The sequence below is a fragment of the Rhodospirillales bacterium genome (genome assembly GCA_016872535.1).
In the GTDB taxonomy this organism is placed as follows: Bacteria; Pseudomonadota; Alphaproteobacteria; order Rhodospirillales; family 2-12-FULL-67-15; genus 2-12-FULL-67-15.
In genome coordinates, this window is the sequence record VGZQ01000001.1 from 116,637 (window position 1) to 129,344 (window position 12,708).

General features: G+C 68.5%; 14 protein-coding genes. 5 read left to right on the plus strand and 9 right to left on the minus strand.

From position 1 onward, the window contains the following. Position 1: 1 nt before the first annotated feature. The gene (gene dapD / locus FJ311_00590; protein MBM3949934.1) at positions 2 to 844 is read right to left on the minus strand and encodes a 2,3,4,5-tetrahydropyridine-2,6-dicarboxylate N-succinyltransferase; all 843 of its coding nucleotides are present in this window, start codon (positions 842 to 844) and stop codon (positions 2 to 4) included. A 121-nt stretch (positions 845 to 965) separates the two neighbouring features. Here dapD and FJ311_00595 point away from each other — a divergent pair, with 121 nt between their 5' ends. After that, positions 966 to 1,916, plus strand: a complete 951-nt coding sequence (locus tag FJ311_00595) for a cobalamin biosynthesis protein (protein ID MBM3949935.1) — start codon at positions 966 to 968, stop codon at positions 1,914 to 1,916. A 10-nt stretch (positions 1,917 to 1,926) separates the two neighbouring features. On the opposite strand, the gene FJ311_00600 is transcribed toward FJ311_00595, so the two are convergent. The 3 genes from FJ311_00600 to FJ311_00610 form a co-directional block, all read right to left on the minus strand. Continuing rightward, entirely contained in the window at positions 1,927 to 2,661 is a 735-nt protein-coding gene (locus tag FJ311_00600; protein MBM3949936.1) for a lipid-binding SYLF domain-containing protein, read from the minus strand. A gap of 353 nt (positions 2,662 to 3,014) precedes the next feature. After that, positions 3,015 to 3,335 (minus strand): HigA family addiction module antidote protein, encoded by a 321-nt coding sequence (locus tag FJ311_00605; GenBank protein MBM3949937.1) that lies wholly within the window; start codon positions 3,333 to 3,335, stop codon positions 3,015 to 3,017. Positions 3,336 to 3,426: 91 nt separating this feature from the next. Continuing rightward, a complete protein-coding gene (locus FJ311_00610; GenBank protein MBM3949938.1) occupies positions 3,427 to 3,855 on the minus strand; it encodes a hypothetical protein in 429 nt (142 codons plus the stop codon). On the opposite strand from FJ311_00610, the gene FJ311_00615 reads away from it, so the two are divergent. Further along, positions 3,813 to 4,403, plus strand: a complete 591-nt coding sequence (locus FJ311_00615) for a hypothetical protein (GenBank protein ID MBM3949939.1) — start codon at positions 3,813 to 3,815, stop codon at positions 4,401 to 4,403. The genes FJ311_00610 and FJ311_00615 overlap by 43 nt on opposite strands. 12 nt (positions 4,404 to 4,415) lie before the next feature. On the opposite strand, the gene FJ311_00620 is transcribed toward FJ311_00615, so the two are convergent. The 5 genes from FJ311_00620 to FJ311_00640 form a co-directional block, all read right to left on the minus strand. Continuing rightward, positions 4,416 to 5,036, minus strand: a complete 621-nt coding sequence (locus FJ311_00620) for a histidine phosphatase family protein (protein MBM3949940.1) — start codon at positions 5,034 to 5,036, stop codon at positions 4,416 to 4,418. Between the two features lie 2 nt (positions 5,037 to 5,038). Then, the gene (locus FJ311_00625) at positions 5,039 to 5,884 is read right to left on the minus strand and encodes an ABC transporter permease (GenBank protein ID MBM3949941.1); all 846 of its coding nucleotides are present in this window, start codon (positions 5,882 to 5,884) and stop codon (positions 5,039 to 5,041) included. A 181-nt stretch (positions 5,885 to 6,065) separates the two neighbouring features. Continuing rightward, the gene (locus FJ311_00630; protein ID MBM3949942.1) at positions 6,066 to 6,905 is read right to left on the minus strand and encodes an ABC transporter ATP-binding protein; all 840 of its coding nucleotides are present in this window, start codon (positions 6,903 to 6,905) and stop codon (positions 6,066 to 6,068) included. A gap of 47 nt (positions 6,906 to 6,952) precedes the next feature. Further along, positions 6,953 to 8,278: an EAL domain-containing protein gene (locus FJ311_00635; GenBank protein ID MBM3949943.1), complete on the minus strand. Its 1,326-nt coding sequence runs from the start codon at positions 8,276 to 8,278 to the stop codon at positions 6,953 to 6,955. Positions 8,279 to 8,302: 24 nt separating this feature from the next. After that, complete coding sequence (locus tag FJ311_00640; protein MBM3949944.1) at positions 8,303 to 9,547, minus strand: EAL domain-containing protein; 1,245 nt, start codon at positions 9,545 to 9,547, stop codon at positions 8,303 to 8,305. A gap of 181 nt (positions 9,548 to 9,728) precedes the next feature. Between FJ311_00640 and FJ311_00645 the strand changes: the two genes are divergently transcribed. From FJ311_00645 to FJ311_00655, 3 genes are all read left to right on the plus strand, one after another. Continuing rightward, entirely contained in the window at positions 9,729 to 10,463 is a 735-nt protein-coding gene (locus tag FJ311_00645) for a serine/threonine protein phosphatase (protein MBM3949945.1), read from the plus strand. A gap of 68 nt (positions 10,464 to 10,531) precedes the next feature. Then, the gene (locus FJ311_00650) at positions 10,532 to 11,482 is read left to right on the plus strand and encodes an SDR family oxidoreductase (GenBank protein ID MBM3949946.1); all 951 of its coding nucleotides are present in this window, start codon (positions 10,532 to 10,534) and stop codon (positions 11,480 to 11,482) included. Positions 11,483 to 11,588: 106 nt separating this feature from the next. Next, a partial coding sequence (locus FJ311_00655) for a zinc-binding alcohol dehydrogenase (GenBank protein ID MBM3949947.1) occupies positions 11,589 to 12,708 on the plus strand: 1,120 nt, incomplete at its 3' end.

Sequence of the window (12,708 nt, forward strand, 5' to 3'; positions counted from 1 at the left end):
ATTAATCCCTCAGCAATTCGTTGATGGACGTCTTGGCGCGGGTTTTTTCGTCGACCCGTTTCACGATCACCGCGCAATAGAGCCCGGGCCCGGGCGCGCCGTCGGGCAAGGGCTTGCCCGGCATGGTGCCCGACACCACAACCGAATAGGGCGGCACGCGGCCCATGTGCGTTTCGCCGGTGGCGCGATCGACGATCTTGGTCGAGGCGCCGAGATAGACGCCCATGGAAAGGACCGAACCCTCGCCGACCACGACCCCTTCGGCGACCTCGGCGCGCGCGCCGACGAAGCAGTTGTCCTCGATGATCACCGGGCCCGCCTGCACCGGCTCCAGCACGCCGCCGATGCCGGCGCCGCCGGAGATGTGACAATTTTTTCCGATCTGCGCGCAGCTGCCGACCGTCGCCCAGGTGTCGATCATGGTGCCCCGATCCACGTAGGCGCCGACGTTGACGAAGGACGGCATCAGGACAACGCCGGGCGCGATGTAGGCGGAGCGGCGCACCACGCAGTTGGGCACCGCGCGAAAGCCCGCCTTGCGGAAGTCGGCGTCGCTCCAGCCCGCGAACTTGGAGGCGACCTTGTCGTACCACGCGCCCCCCCCGGGCCCGCCCGCGATCGGCGTTGAATCGGTCAAACGGAACGAGAGCAGCACCGCTTTCTTCAGCCATTGGTGCACTTTCCATTCGTTATTAGACTTTTCGGCGACGCGCAGGGCGCCGGAATCGAGCAGCGCCAACGCCGCCTCCACCGCGTCGCGCACCTCGCCCTTGGTCCCGGAATCGATCCGGTCGCGGGTTTCCCAGGCGGCGTCGATGACGCGGGCGAGATCGGACGTGGACATGTTTTTCAGGAATTCTCGGCTGTCGCGGGGACCCGAACATGGCCGGAACCCCGGCACCCTGTCAACGGCCGCACGGGACGCGCGTTGACGGGGCTTTTCGTTCCTCCCAGGATGGGTACGCATGCTCTCCTCCCTTCCCTTCGCGCCGGGCGGGCCGCACGGGGTCGACCCGCTGATCCTGCTGGTCATGGCGCTGCTCGCGGAAGCGATCTTCGGCGGCTTCCCGATCTTGTTCCGACTCTTGCGCCATCCGCGCGATCTCGCCGAGGGCGGGGCCGCGTGGCTCGATCGCAAGCTCAACCGCGAACAGCGGAGCGAAAGCACCCGCGCGTGGCGCGGCGTGTTCGCGCTGATCGCCGTCGTCGGCCTCGCCGTCGCTCTCGGCCTCGCGGTCGGCTGGCTCGCGCGCAACCACCCGTTCGGCTGGATCGTCGAGTTCCCGCTGGTGGTCGCGCTGCTCGGCCAGCGGCAAGCCTACGAGCGCGCCCGCGAGGTCGCCAGCGCCCTCGACGACCACCTCGAGGCGGCGCGGCGGGCGCTGGAACGCATGGGCGAGCCCAACGCCGCCGCCCTCGATTTTTCCGGCGTCGCCCGCGCCGCGCTCGAACGCCTCGCGCGGTCGTTCGCCGTCGACGTGGCCGCGCCGGTCGCGGGCTACGTCCTGTTCGGCCTCGCCGGTCTCGCCGCCGTGCGCGCGGTCGCCGTGCTGGCCGAACGCATCGGGCATCCGACGCCGCGTCACCGCGCCTTCGGCCGCGCCGCCCGCATGGCCGACGCCGCGATCAATTTCGTTCCGGCCCGGTTCGCCGGGCTCTTTCTCGTGCTCGCGGCGCCGCTGGCGCGCGGCGCCAGGGCGTCGTTTTCGGGCGCGCTGAAATCCATGCTGCGCCACGCGCCCCACTATCGCCTGCCCAATCTCGGCTGGCCGGTGGCGGCCATGGCCGGCGCGCTCGGGATCGAACGCGACACGGCGCCCATGACGGCGCGCGACGTGCGCCGGGGCGTGAAACTCTACGTCGCCGCGTGCGCCCTCGATGCGGCGTTCGTCGGATTGCTCGCGCTCGCCCGCTGAACCTCGGACGTCAGTCGCCGAGCATTTGGCGCAAACGGTCGGCGGGCTGGAAACGGTTGCCGCCGCCCTGGACCACGGCCTGCGCCGTGACGCCGGCGCCGTGCACCGCCTCCATCAGGTCGTTGCGACGCACCAGGCCGGAGCCTTCGAGGCTGACGCCGCCGTAGAGCCCGAGCCGCGAGCGGGCGATCACCAGCACGTCGGCGCCGACGTTGGTGGTGGTCGCGCCCTCGACGCCCGCGCCGAACACGCCGACGGTGATGCCGCCGTCGGCGCCGAGCTTGGCCTGATGGTTGAGGATGGCGTTGAGCGCCTTTTCCGAGCGCACGATCAGCACCATTTCCACGTCCTGGATGCCGATCTGGAATCCGACCGAGCCGGCGGCGAGGGTGTAGAACGCGGGGCCGCTCCAGCCGCCGCCCTGGCGCGCGAGCAGCACGCCCGAGCCGCCCTCGGCCGCGCCGATGAAGCCCGCCTTGTAGACGTGCGGCAACACCACCACCGCGCGCGCGGTGCCGACGTGGGTCATCAGCACCTTCAAGTTGGGATCGAGCTTCATGCGCTCGACCGTGTCGGCGGCGCGGGTGACCAGGGTGACGGCGTATTGATCGGGCTTCTCGCGCACCTCGGCGCAGGCGGCGAGAAATGCCGAAGCGGCGCCGAGGGCGAAGGGCGCGGCGATCAACTTGGCGGCGCGCCTTCGGTCAATGGGGCGGGTGACGGGAAAGCGGGGAGCGAAGGTCATGGCGGGGTTCCTCGGGCGGGGCGGATTTCACGCGTTCGGGCTTCGCTTATAGCAGAGAGGCGCGCGGCGCAGCTGTGACGGGGATCGGGACGAGGTTGGCGCGGGCCAAACCACGATTGGCGCACGCCAAACCGCGACTGGCGCGGGCAAAACGGCCCTAAGCCCTTGATCGGCCACGAAACCACCCGAAACCTGTAGGCATTTGTAGGCACGCATCGTCATTTTCCGGTACAACTCCTTGATTCGCGGCGCTTTCCGGCTTCGCACCCCGGGGGCCAAAGCGAATCCCGATAATAGGAAAATATACCAGAACCGGGAAGGGACGTCAAGGGCGGGCGCGAGGACGGAGGAAGTCAGGCGGCGCGGGCGAGATGGTTCCGCTTGATGCGGGCGACCTTGATGCGGGCCACTTTGATCCGATGGGCGCGCTTCATGGCGCGCGCGAGATCGTAGGCGGCCTGCAGGCGGACCCAGGTCGCCGCGCCGCCGCCGAACGCCTTGTCGAGACGGATCGCCATTTCCGGGGAGATGCCGGCGCGACCGTTGATCAACTCGGAGAGCGCCTTGCGCGTGACGCCGAGACCCTTGGCCGCCGCCGTGACCGTGAGGCCGAGGGGCTCCAGGCAATCGTGGCGCACGGACAGGCCCGGATGCGGGGGATTTTTCATCAGCATGGCACTTCTCGTAATGATGATCGACCGACTGGCGGTGCGTAACCCATAACGTATCAGGTGCCAACCGACCGGAGTTCGGGAGCGGGCTTTCTTACTCCTTCTTCTTTTTCCTCCTCAGCGGATCGCCGCAGAGGATTTTCGAGCCGCGGCAGCCGGGGTCCAGTTCGGCCTCCGGCGTCGCCGCCTTCGGCCCCGCGTCGGGCTTGAGGCGCTTGCCCCCTTCGTCGATTTCGATCCGTGTTCTCGGCACCACCACGGTCTTGCCCGTGGCCGAAAAGGGCGGCGGTTGCGAGACGACGGGTTCTTCGGTGATGCGCGTCGCGGGCGAGAGCCCGCGCATTATTTCGATGCCGCCCTCTTGGGCGGCGGGGCCTTGCGCCCACGCCGAACCCGCGCCCGCGAGAACGACAACGGACGCAAACACGAGAGCCCAACGGAACCGAGGCGCGGTCATGTCGCCCGGGATATACGCGCGAAATATGGCGGCGGAAAGGCGCCGCGCGAGTCCCGCGCGGGACACGCCCCTTCCGCATCGCTATAATCGCTTCCGTGACCCAAACCGTGATCCTCACCTTCATCGCCAAGGACCGCACCGGCCTGGTCGAGCGCCTTGCCGAAACCGTCGCCGCGCGCGGCGGCAACTGGCTGGAAAGCCGGATGGCGCACTTGGCCGACCGCTTCGTCGGCGTCGCCCGGGTCGAAGCGCCGAAGGCGGAGCTCGCGCGCCTGGAGGCCGAATTGCAGGCGCTCGCCGCCGAGGGCTTTCATCTCATCTTCGAGGAAACGGACGCGGACGCGGGCCCGCCCGGCCGCACCGTCCAGCTCGACATCGTCGGGCCCGACCATCCCGGCATCGTGCGCGACATCACCCACGTGCTGGCCACGCGCGGCGCCAGCGTCGAGGAAATGGAAACCGACATCCGGCCCGCGCCCATGGGCGGCGGCAACCTGTTCTACGCCAAAGCACGGGTGCGCATTCCCGACGGCGCCGACGCGCGCGAGGTGAGCGACGCGCTCTACGAAATCGGCAACACGTTGATGGTCGATGTCGCCGTGGACGGGAAGTGAAGCAACGTTCCCTCAATAGGGCGGGCGGTTGACCGCCACCACCCGCCAGGCGCCGCCCTTGCCGCGAAGCGTGCCGCCGGCGATGCGGTCGAGCCGCGTGAGCGAAAGGTTGTCGACCGCGACCGCCATCGCCTGTTTCGGATCGAGGCCGAGGGCGAGCGCGACTGCCGCGCGGATCACGCCCCCGTGCGCGACGGCGATAACGTCGCCCGCGCGCCCGTCGGAGAAGCGTTCGATCGCCGCCGCCACCCGCGCCGTCAGGGCGGCGAAGCTTTCGCCGCCGGGCGGCGCGAGGCCGACCGGATCGGTCCAGAAACGTCTGCTTTCGGCCGGATCGCGCAGGGCGATTTCCTCCCAGGTGTAGCCGGCCCAATCGCCGAAGCTCTGTTCGGAAAAATCCCTTTCGATGATCAGCGCGGGCGCTATGCGGCCGGCGGCGACGATGGCCGCCGCCGTGTCGCGGGCGCGGGACAAATGGCTCGTCACCCAGACCGCGTCGGCGGGGAGGACGGCGGCGAGCGCGGCGAACGCGCGCGAATCCGAGGTGTCGCACGGCACGTCCTTCTGGCCGTTCAATTCGCCGCGATGGCCGACCACCGGCGCGTGCCGCACCCACCACCAGCGGAGATCCATGATTACTCCCCCTGCCTCAGCAGCAGCCCGCGCACGCGCGCCACGTCGAACATCTTGAGAAAGAACAGCGCCGACAATACCCCGTAGACGGCGTTGAGCAGGACCGCGCCCGCCATCAGCCCGACGCGGAAGCCTTCGCCCAGCAGCACCGAACGCATGCCCTCGAACACATAGCCGGTCGGCAGCGCCCAGGCGACGCCCTGCAGCCAGGCGGGGAGCGTCGCCACCGGATAATAGACGCAGGCGATCGGCGCGATCAGGAACAAGACCGCCCAGCAGATGTTTTCCGCGCCGAGGCCGAAGCGCAAAACGACCGCCGACACGAACAGGCCGACCCACCAGCCCATCACCAGCAGGTTGACGAAGAAGGCGTAGAGCGGCAGTCCGACCGAGAACACCCAGAAGCCGAAGAACGGCAGCGCCAAAATCGCCGCCGGGACGATGGCGATCAGCGCGCGGGCCGAGCCGACCAGGACGATGCCCGCCATCATTTCCGTGGGCCGGAGAGGGCTCACGAACAGCTGGCCCAGGTTGCGCGCCCACATTTCCTCCAGGAACGACAGGCCGACGCCGAGGTTGGTGCGGAACAGCACGTCCCACAGCAGGACGCCGGTGATGAACACCCCCGCCGCCTGCACGATCCAGGACGAATGGGCGACGAAAAAATTGGTGATGAACCCCCACACCAGCAGGTTCATCACCGGCCAGTAGAGAAGGTCGATGACCCGCGGCCACGAGCGGCGGAAGACAAAGATATGGCGCAGCGCGAGCGCGCCCACCCGGCGCCACGAAAACCGCTCCACCGGCGGGAGCGCGAAGTCGTCGGGAACAGGACCGCGCGCGCTCATGCCACGGATTCCGTCGCGGATTGTCCCTCTCCCGCGCGCGCGGGAGAGGGAGGGGCCCGCCGAAGCCCGGGCGAAGGCGGGAGGGTGAGGGTGGCCCCCTCGCCGCGCGGTCGTTCCCCCCTCACCCCGACCCTCTCCCCCCGCGAGCGGGGGGAGAGGGAAATTTTTTGAACGCACGGCATCATGCGGCGTCCTCGCCGCCTTTAAATGTTTGCCGCGAGGATTCGCTCGCGGCGCCCTCCATAGCCGTAGGAGGCCGGACGCCTTCGCGGGCGATGGCGAGAAACACCTCTTCCAGGTTGGCGCGGCCGTAGCGGCGGATCAGTTCGGCGGGCGCGCCGTCGTCGACGATTTTTCCCGCGCGCATCATCAGCACGCGATCGCAGAGCCGTTCGACCTCGGCCATGTTGTGGGACGCGATCAGGAGCGTGGCGCCGGTCTCGCGCCGGTAGGCTTCGAGCAAGGATCGCACCCAGTCGCCGCTGTCGGGATCCAGCGACGCGGTCGGTTCGTCCAGCAGCAAGAGGCGCGGGCGGTTGAGCAGCGCCTTCGCCAGCGACAGCCGGGTCGCTTCCCCGGCGGAAAGCGTGCCGGTGGCGCGATCGAGCAGCGCCTCCAGGCCCAGGACCGGCGCCAATTCGGCGACGCGCGCCGCGACGCCGGCGACGCCGTAGAGGCGTCCGTAGACGATCAGGTTTTCCCGCACCGAAAGCTTCTTCGGCATGTCGACGTAGGGCGACGAGAAGTTGATCCACGGTAGGGCGCGATAGCGGTCCGCCACCATGTCGACGCCGAGCACGGTGACCGATCCCGAGGTCGGCTTCAAGACGCCGAGCAGCATGGCGATGGTGGTCGACTTGCCGGCGCCGTTGCCGCCGAGGAGCGCGGTCGCCGAGCCTTCGGCCACCCGGAACGACACGCGGTCGACGGCCGGCGGCGGGATTATTGCGCGCGCCGAGCGCCGCTCAAAATCGAAGCGCTTGACGGCGTTGTCGACGGCGATGATCGAACGCGGGTTCATGCGGGCGCAAAACCGGATACGGGATCAAATCGGCGGAACCGGGCGGGCTATTTTTCCCGGCCCTTGCCCTTGGCGGCGGGCGGCGGGGCGAGTTCGATGCCGTCCGCGCCTTCCGCCTCGCGCTCGATCCGGCGCTTGATCTTGAGCAGGTCGCGCCGGCGGTTGTCTTCGGCGATCAGGTTTTCGATGTAGCGGCCCTGGTAGAGTTCGATGCCGACCGAGCGGCCGAACTCGATCGCGTCGGCCGAATCGCAACGGCACAGCACCAGGGACTTGCTGGCGCCGTCGAGCAGGCGCTTGATCTTGTCGCGCCCTTCGGGCTTTTCGGCCATTTCCGGCGTCCAGAACAGCTTGGCCATGTCGGCGCCGAGGCGCTTGCGGTCGATGATGTCGAGGGTCTGGAAGGTGAGCCCGTCGAGGCAGACGCGGTAGCCCTTGTTCTGCAGGAACTCGCGCGCGAACAGGTAGGTGCCGAGGTCGGAGAAAATATCCTCCTTCTGCAGCTCGATGATCAGGCTGCCGCGGCGGCCGGCCGAAACGTTGTCGTCGAACGCCATGAATTCGGGCGCGAGCAGCGTGCGGACGTTGACATTGAAGCTGATGTCGCCGCTGACCGTGAAGCGGTCGGTCTTGGACAAGAGCGCGAGCATGCGCTTGTCCAGGGTTTCGGTCAGGTGCTGGAACAGCCAGCGGTTGGAGGTGAGGTTGACGCCCGGCAGCAGCGTCTCGCGCAGGTCCTTGATCGAGATGAACAGCTCGCTGAAGATCTGGGTCGTCGAATTGTCTTCGTCGATCGAGCAGGCGTACTGGCGCCGCACCAGGTTGGAGAGATCGGCGCGCACCAGCGCCGTTTCGATGCGCGCGAGCACGTCGGGGGTCAGCGGCTCGCCCTTTTCCTGCCGGGCCTTGAGGCGGGAACGGGCGTCCTCGCGGGTTTTCTCCTCGCCGCCGCGCTTCGATTCGGCCTCGTTGGCGGTGCGGGCGGCGTAGAGAATGTCGTCGTACTGGGTGGCGGCGTCGAGAATGGTGGCGAATTCCTTGCCTTCGGCGCCCTCCTCCGACACCAGCGGGTCCTCGCCGAACAGGTAGCGCAGGCGCTGGACGACGTTGTCGACCTGAACCTGGATGTCCTTCTTGTAGCAGAAGAAGATGTCGCCGTTGCGCAGCTGGAAAATCTGCCCGTTGGCCGCGCGCACGATCGGATCGAAGTTGGCGGCGGCGGTGCGCAGATGGGTGTCGCGGCGGTTGTAAGGCCTGAGCTGCGAGAGATGGAGGTGCAGCATCTTGCGCCCGTCGCGAATTTTTTCGAGCTGATGCACGTATTCGAGCAGCAGCGCTTCCTGGGGGCGGGCGGCGGGCGGGGCGTTGGCCATCGGCGATCCTTCTTCCCCCCGGTCCTAACCCGTCGCCGCGCCGGCGGCGGCCTTGGCCGCAAGCGCCATGGCGAGCCGGTCGATGAAGTGGCCCTGAAAGCGGGTGACGCCGAGGTTGAGGCCCCAGCGGATCGCCTGTTCGGTGTCGACGCGGGCGAGAATGACCTGGTCCTTGCCGGCCCGGGCGACGGTTTCGCGCGCCGCCACGATCCGGCTGTCCTGGGTGTCGCTCTGGAACTCGGGGCCCCAGGTGATCTTGAAGTAATCGGCCTTCAAGAGGCTCGGGTCGAAGAAATAGAGGGCAAGCGGGGTGATGCCGTCCACCAGCACGCGGTAGCCGCGCTTCTGCAGCCCTTCGCGCGCGAAGGCGAACGCGTTCATGTCGGCGAAGATGTCGATGATCTGCATTTCGATCACGATGCGGTTCGCGTTCTTGCCGGCGTTCTGATGGAATTCCTGGAAGTCGCGCCCCAACACCGTGGCGACGTTCATGTTGACGCTGATGGCGTGCCGTTCCGTCAGCCGTTCGCGCTGCGCGAGCAGCGCGAGCAGCTTGCGGTCGATCACCTCGGTCAGGTATTGGAACAGCCACGGGCTGGAAAACAGATTGACGCCGGGCGCGATGCGGTCGCGAAGATCGGCCATGGCGACGTAGTTTTCGCGGAACAGCATGCTCGCCTTGCCGCCGGCGCCGACCTGGACCGCGGGCTGTTCGCGGATCAGGTCGCTGATGCGGACGGCCTTGAGCTTGCGTTCGATCTCGCCCAGGTTCGTCGACGTCACCGGCGCGCCCTTGGCCGAGGCGCTCTGCACGGCCTCCGCCCGGCGCGCCGCGGCGACCTGGGCCGCGAGCAGCTGCTCGGCGGTGGCGTAGAAGCGGTCGAAATCGTCCTTGCTGGCGAGGTCGTACCAGGAGACGAAGCGGTCCTCCATGTCGCCCTCGCCCGACTGCATCAGCGGGTCTTCGCGGAACAGGCCGCGCACCTTCTCGATCGGCTCATCGGTCTGGTCGATCGGCACCTTGTTGCAGACCAGCACCAAATCGCAGTTGCCGAGGGCGAACAGGGTCGATTGGGTGTTGATGGTGAGCTGATCGAAGGCGCGCTTGGCGATCTCGAGGAAGCGCGGCTGGCGGTTGCCGGCGCGCAGGCGCGACAGGTGCAGATGCGCGGCGAAATGGTCCCTGGGGTCGTCGGCGATCTTGCGCAGGCGCTCGATCAGCATCGCCTCGTCCCCGCCCGCCGCCTGGTTCGATCCCCGTTCCGCCATAGCTCCGTCCGCGTCCGCCGATCGATCGCCAGCGCTCAAATGCGCCAGTGTCCGTCCGAGCCTAATAACATAAGATAAATGGAAGGATAATACCCGGGGGAGAGAAGGGCATTCGGATGAACCTCGTGCGTTTTGCCCGATATTCGCGGGCCTTTCCGGCGCCCACCCGGCGCCGGGCGCGATGACGCCGATGTCGTCGCGGGCGATCCCCGGCCGCCACCGCCCGCCCGCCGACACGGTCCTTTATGCCGTCGGCGACGTGCACGGGCGCGCCGACCTGCTGGAGCGGCTGCACGGCGCCATCGTCCGGGACGCGGGCGCCCGGCGGGCGCGGCGGCGCGTGCTGGTCTATCTCGGCGACTACATCGACCGCGGGCCCGATTCGCGGGGCGTCGTGGCCCGGCTCGCCGGCGACGGCCCGCCCGGGTTCGAGCGGCGTTTCCTGCTCGGCAACCACGACGCGTTCATGCGCGATTTCCTCGACGGCGACGACGAGGTGCTCGACCACTGGCTCGCCAACGGCGGGCTGGCGGCGTTGGCGAGCTACGGCGTCGACGCCGACGCCGCGCCGGCGGAATTGCGCGCGCGGCTCGCGCGCGCCGTGCCGGCCGCGCATCTCGCTTTTTTGCGCGCCCTCGAGCTTTATCACCGCGAAGGCGGCCTTTTGTTCGTGCACGCCGGATTCCGCCCCGGCGTCGCGCTCGCCGACCAGACGCCGGAAGACATGATCTGGATCCGCGACCTGTTCCTCCGTTCGGACCACGACTTCGGCGGCCTCGTCGTCCACGGCCACTCGATAATGTCCGAACCGACGATCCGGCCCAACCGCGTCGGTATCGACACCGGCGCCTGGCGTTCGGGCACGCTCACCGCCGCCGCGTTCGAGGGCGACGAGCTGGCGTTCCTGCAAACCTGACGTTTGCAAACCTGACGGGCGTTGTTGCGCCCGCGATCCCTGTGCTAGGGTCCGCGCCGGGGCATTCCATGCATCTGCGCAAGCGCATACTGGTGACGGGCGGCGCCGGGTTTCTCGGCTCGCACCTGTGCGAGCGCCTGATCAAGCGCGGCGACGACGTGCTCTGCGTCGACAACTTCTTCACCGGCGCCAAGGACAACATCGCGCACCTGATGGCGAGCCCGCGCTTCGAGTTGCTGCGCCACGACGTCACCTTTCCGCTCTACGTCGAGGTCGACGAGATCTACAACCTCGCCTGCCCGGCCTCGCCGGTGCATTACCAGCACGACCCGATCCAGACCACCAAGACCTCGGTCCACGGCGCGATCAACATGCTGGGGCTGGCCAAACGGATCAAGGCGAAGATCCTGCAGGCCTCCACCAGCGAGGTGTACGGCGATCCCGAGGTCCATCCCCAGCCGGAAAGCTATCGCGGCAATGTCAACCCGATCGGCCCGCGCGGGTGCTACGACGAAGGCAAGCGCTGTGCCGAGACGCTCTTCTTCGATTATCACCGTCAGGCCGGCTTGCGTATCCGGGTCGCGCGCATCTTCAACACCTACGGGCCGCGCATGCATCCGAACGACGGCCGGGTGGTGTCCAACTTCATCCTGCAGGCGCTCGCCAAGAAACCGATCACCCTCTACGGCGACGGCCGCCAGACGCGTTCGTTCTGTTACATCGACGATTTGGTCGGCGGCCTGATCCGGCTGATGGACGCGCCCGATTCCGTCACCGGGCCGGTCAACCTCGGCAATCCGACCGAGTTCACCATCCGCGAGCTGGCCGAAACCGTGCTGCGCCTGACCAAGAGTTCGTCGCGCATCGTCAAGCGCCCGCTGCCGGCCGACGATCCGATGCAGCGCTGCCCGGACATCCGGCTCGCGCGCAAGACATTAAAGTGGAAACCGACCGTCGCCCTCGAAGACGGCCTCAAGCGCACGATCGCGTATTTTCGCGACCAGCGCCGCGCGGGTTGACGGTTAACCATAACCGCGCCCCGGCGCGCGACCGCGTTTCCCGGGAACCCTAGGGAACAACGAGATTTTTTGTCATTTCCGGCGGGGCGGAGTAAAACTAGACCCCATGCTGCAAGTGATTCAGAACGCCCGCGGCGGACGCCTCGCGCTCTGCGACGTGCCCGAGCCGAAAGTGCGCCCCGGGCACATCCTGGTGCGCACGCGCGCCTCGCTCATTTCCGCCGGCACCGAGCGCATGGTGGTCGCCTTCGCCCGCAAAAGCCTCGCCGCCAAGGCCGCCGAGCGCCCCGACCTGGTGCGCAAGGTGATCGCCAAGGCGCGCCGCGACGGCGTCGCCGCCGCCTGGCGCGCGGTCACCGCCCGGCTCGACGAGCCGATCCCGCTCGGCTATTCCGCCGCCGGCGAAGTGATCGCGGTCGGCGAGGGACTCGAAGGACGGTTCGCGGTCGGCGGCCGCGTCGCCGTCGCCGGCGCGGGCGTCGCCAACCACGCCGAGGTCAACATCGTTCCCGCGCACCTCGCCGCCCCAGTCCCCGAAGGCGTCGCCGACGAGCACGCGGCGTTCGCGACCGTGGGCGCGATCGCGCTGCACGCGGTGCGCAACGCGAACGTTTCGCTCGGCGATACGGTCGCGGTGATCGGCGTCGGCCTGATCGGCCAGCTCGCGGCCCAACTCGTTCGGCTTTCGGGCGGTCGCGCCGTCGCCCTCGACCCCGACGCCGGCCGGCGCGAACTCGCGCTCCGGCTCGGCGCCGAAGCCGCCCTCGATCCCGACGCCCCCGATCTCGACCAGCGCGTCGCCGCGCTCACCGACGGACTGGGCTGCGATTCGATCCTGATCGCGGCGGCGACGGATTCGGATGCGCCCATGCGCGCCGCCGCGCGCGTCGCCCGCGACCGCGCCCGCGTCGTCCTGGTCGGCCTGACCGGAACCGAATTCCCCCACGCCGACTTCATGAAAAAGGAGCTGTCGATCGTGGTGTCGCGCTCCTACGGTCCCGGACGCTACGATCCCGATTTCGAAACGCGCGGCGTCAAGTATCCGGAAGGCTGGGTGCGCTGGACCGAAACCGCCAACATGGCGGAAATCCTCCGCCGCCTCGCGCCCGAGGCGCGGGCGCAGACCGCGCACCTCGACGTCGGCCCCCTGATCACGCATCGCGTTCCGTTCGCCGAAGCCACCCGCGCCTACGACCTGATCGCCGGCGCGGAACCGAGCCTCGGCG

Coding starts and splice junctions, on each gene's coding strand:
- FJ311_00600 (MBM3949936.1), bottom strand. CDS start 2,661: ATGACCTTCGCTCCCCGCTTTCCCGTCACCCGCCCCATTGACCGAAGG.
- FJ311_00625 (MBM3949941.1), bottom strand. CDS start 5,884: ATGAGCGCGCGCGGTCCTGTTCCCGACGACTTCGCGCTCCCGCCGGTG.
- FJ311_00595 (MBM3949935.1), top strand. CDS start 966: ATGCTCTCCTCCCTTCCCTTCGCGCCGGGCGGGCCGCACGGGGTCGAC.
- FJ311_00640 (MBM3949944.1), bottom strand. CDS start 9,547: ATGGCGGAACGGGGATCGAACCAGGCGGCGGGCGGGGACGAGGCGATG.
- FJ311_00635 (MBM3949943.1), bottom strand. CDS start 8,278: ATGGCCAACGCCCCGCCCGCCGCCCGCCCCCAGGAAGCGCTGCTGCTC.
- FJ311_00630 (MBM3949942.1), bottom strand. CDS start 6,905: ATGAACCCGCGTTCGATCATCGCCGTCGACAACGCCGTCAAGCGCTTC.
- FJ311_00620 (MBM3949940.1), bottom strand. CDS start 5,036: ATGGATCTCCGCTGGTGGTGGGTGCGGCACGCGCCGGTGGTCGGCCAT.
- FJ311_00650 (MBM3949946.1), top strand. CDS start 10,532: ATGCATCTGCGCAAGCGCATACTGGTGACGGGCGGCGCCGGGTTTCTC.
- FJ311_00645 (MBM3949945.1), top strand. CDS start 9,729: ATGACGCCGATGTCGTCGCGGGCGATCCCCGGCCGCCACCGCCCGCCC.
- dapD (MBM3949934.1), bottom strand. CDS start 844: ATGTCCACGTCCGATCTCGCCCGCGTCATCGACGCCGCCTGGGAAACC.
- FJ311_00605 (MBM3949937.1), bottom strand. CDS start 3,335: ATGCTGATGAAAAATCCCCCGCATCCGGGCCTGTCCGTGCGCCACGAT.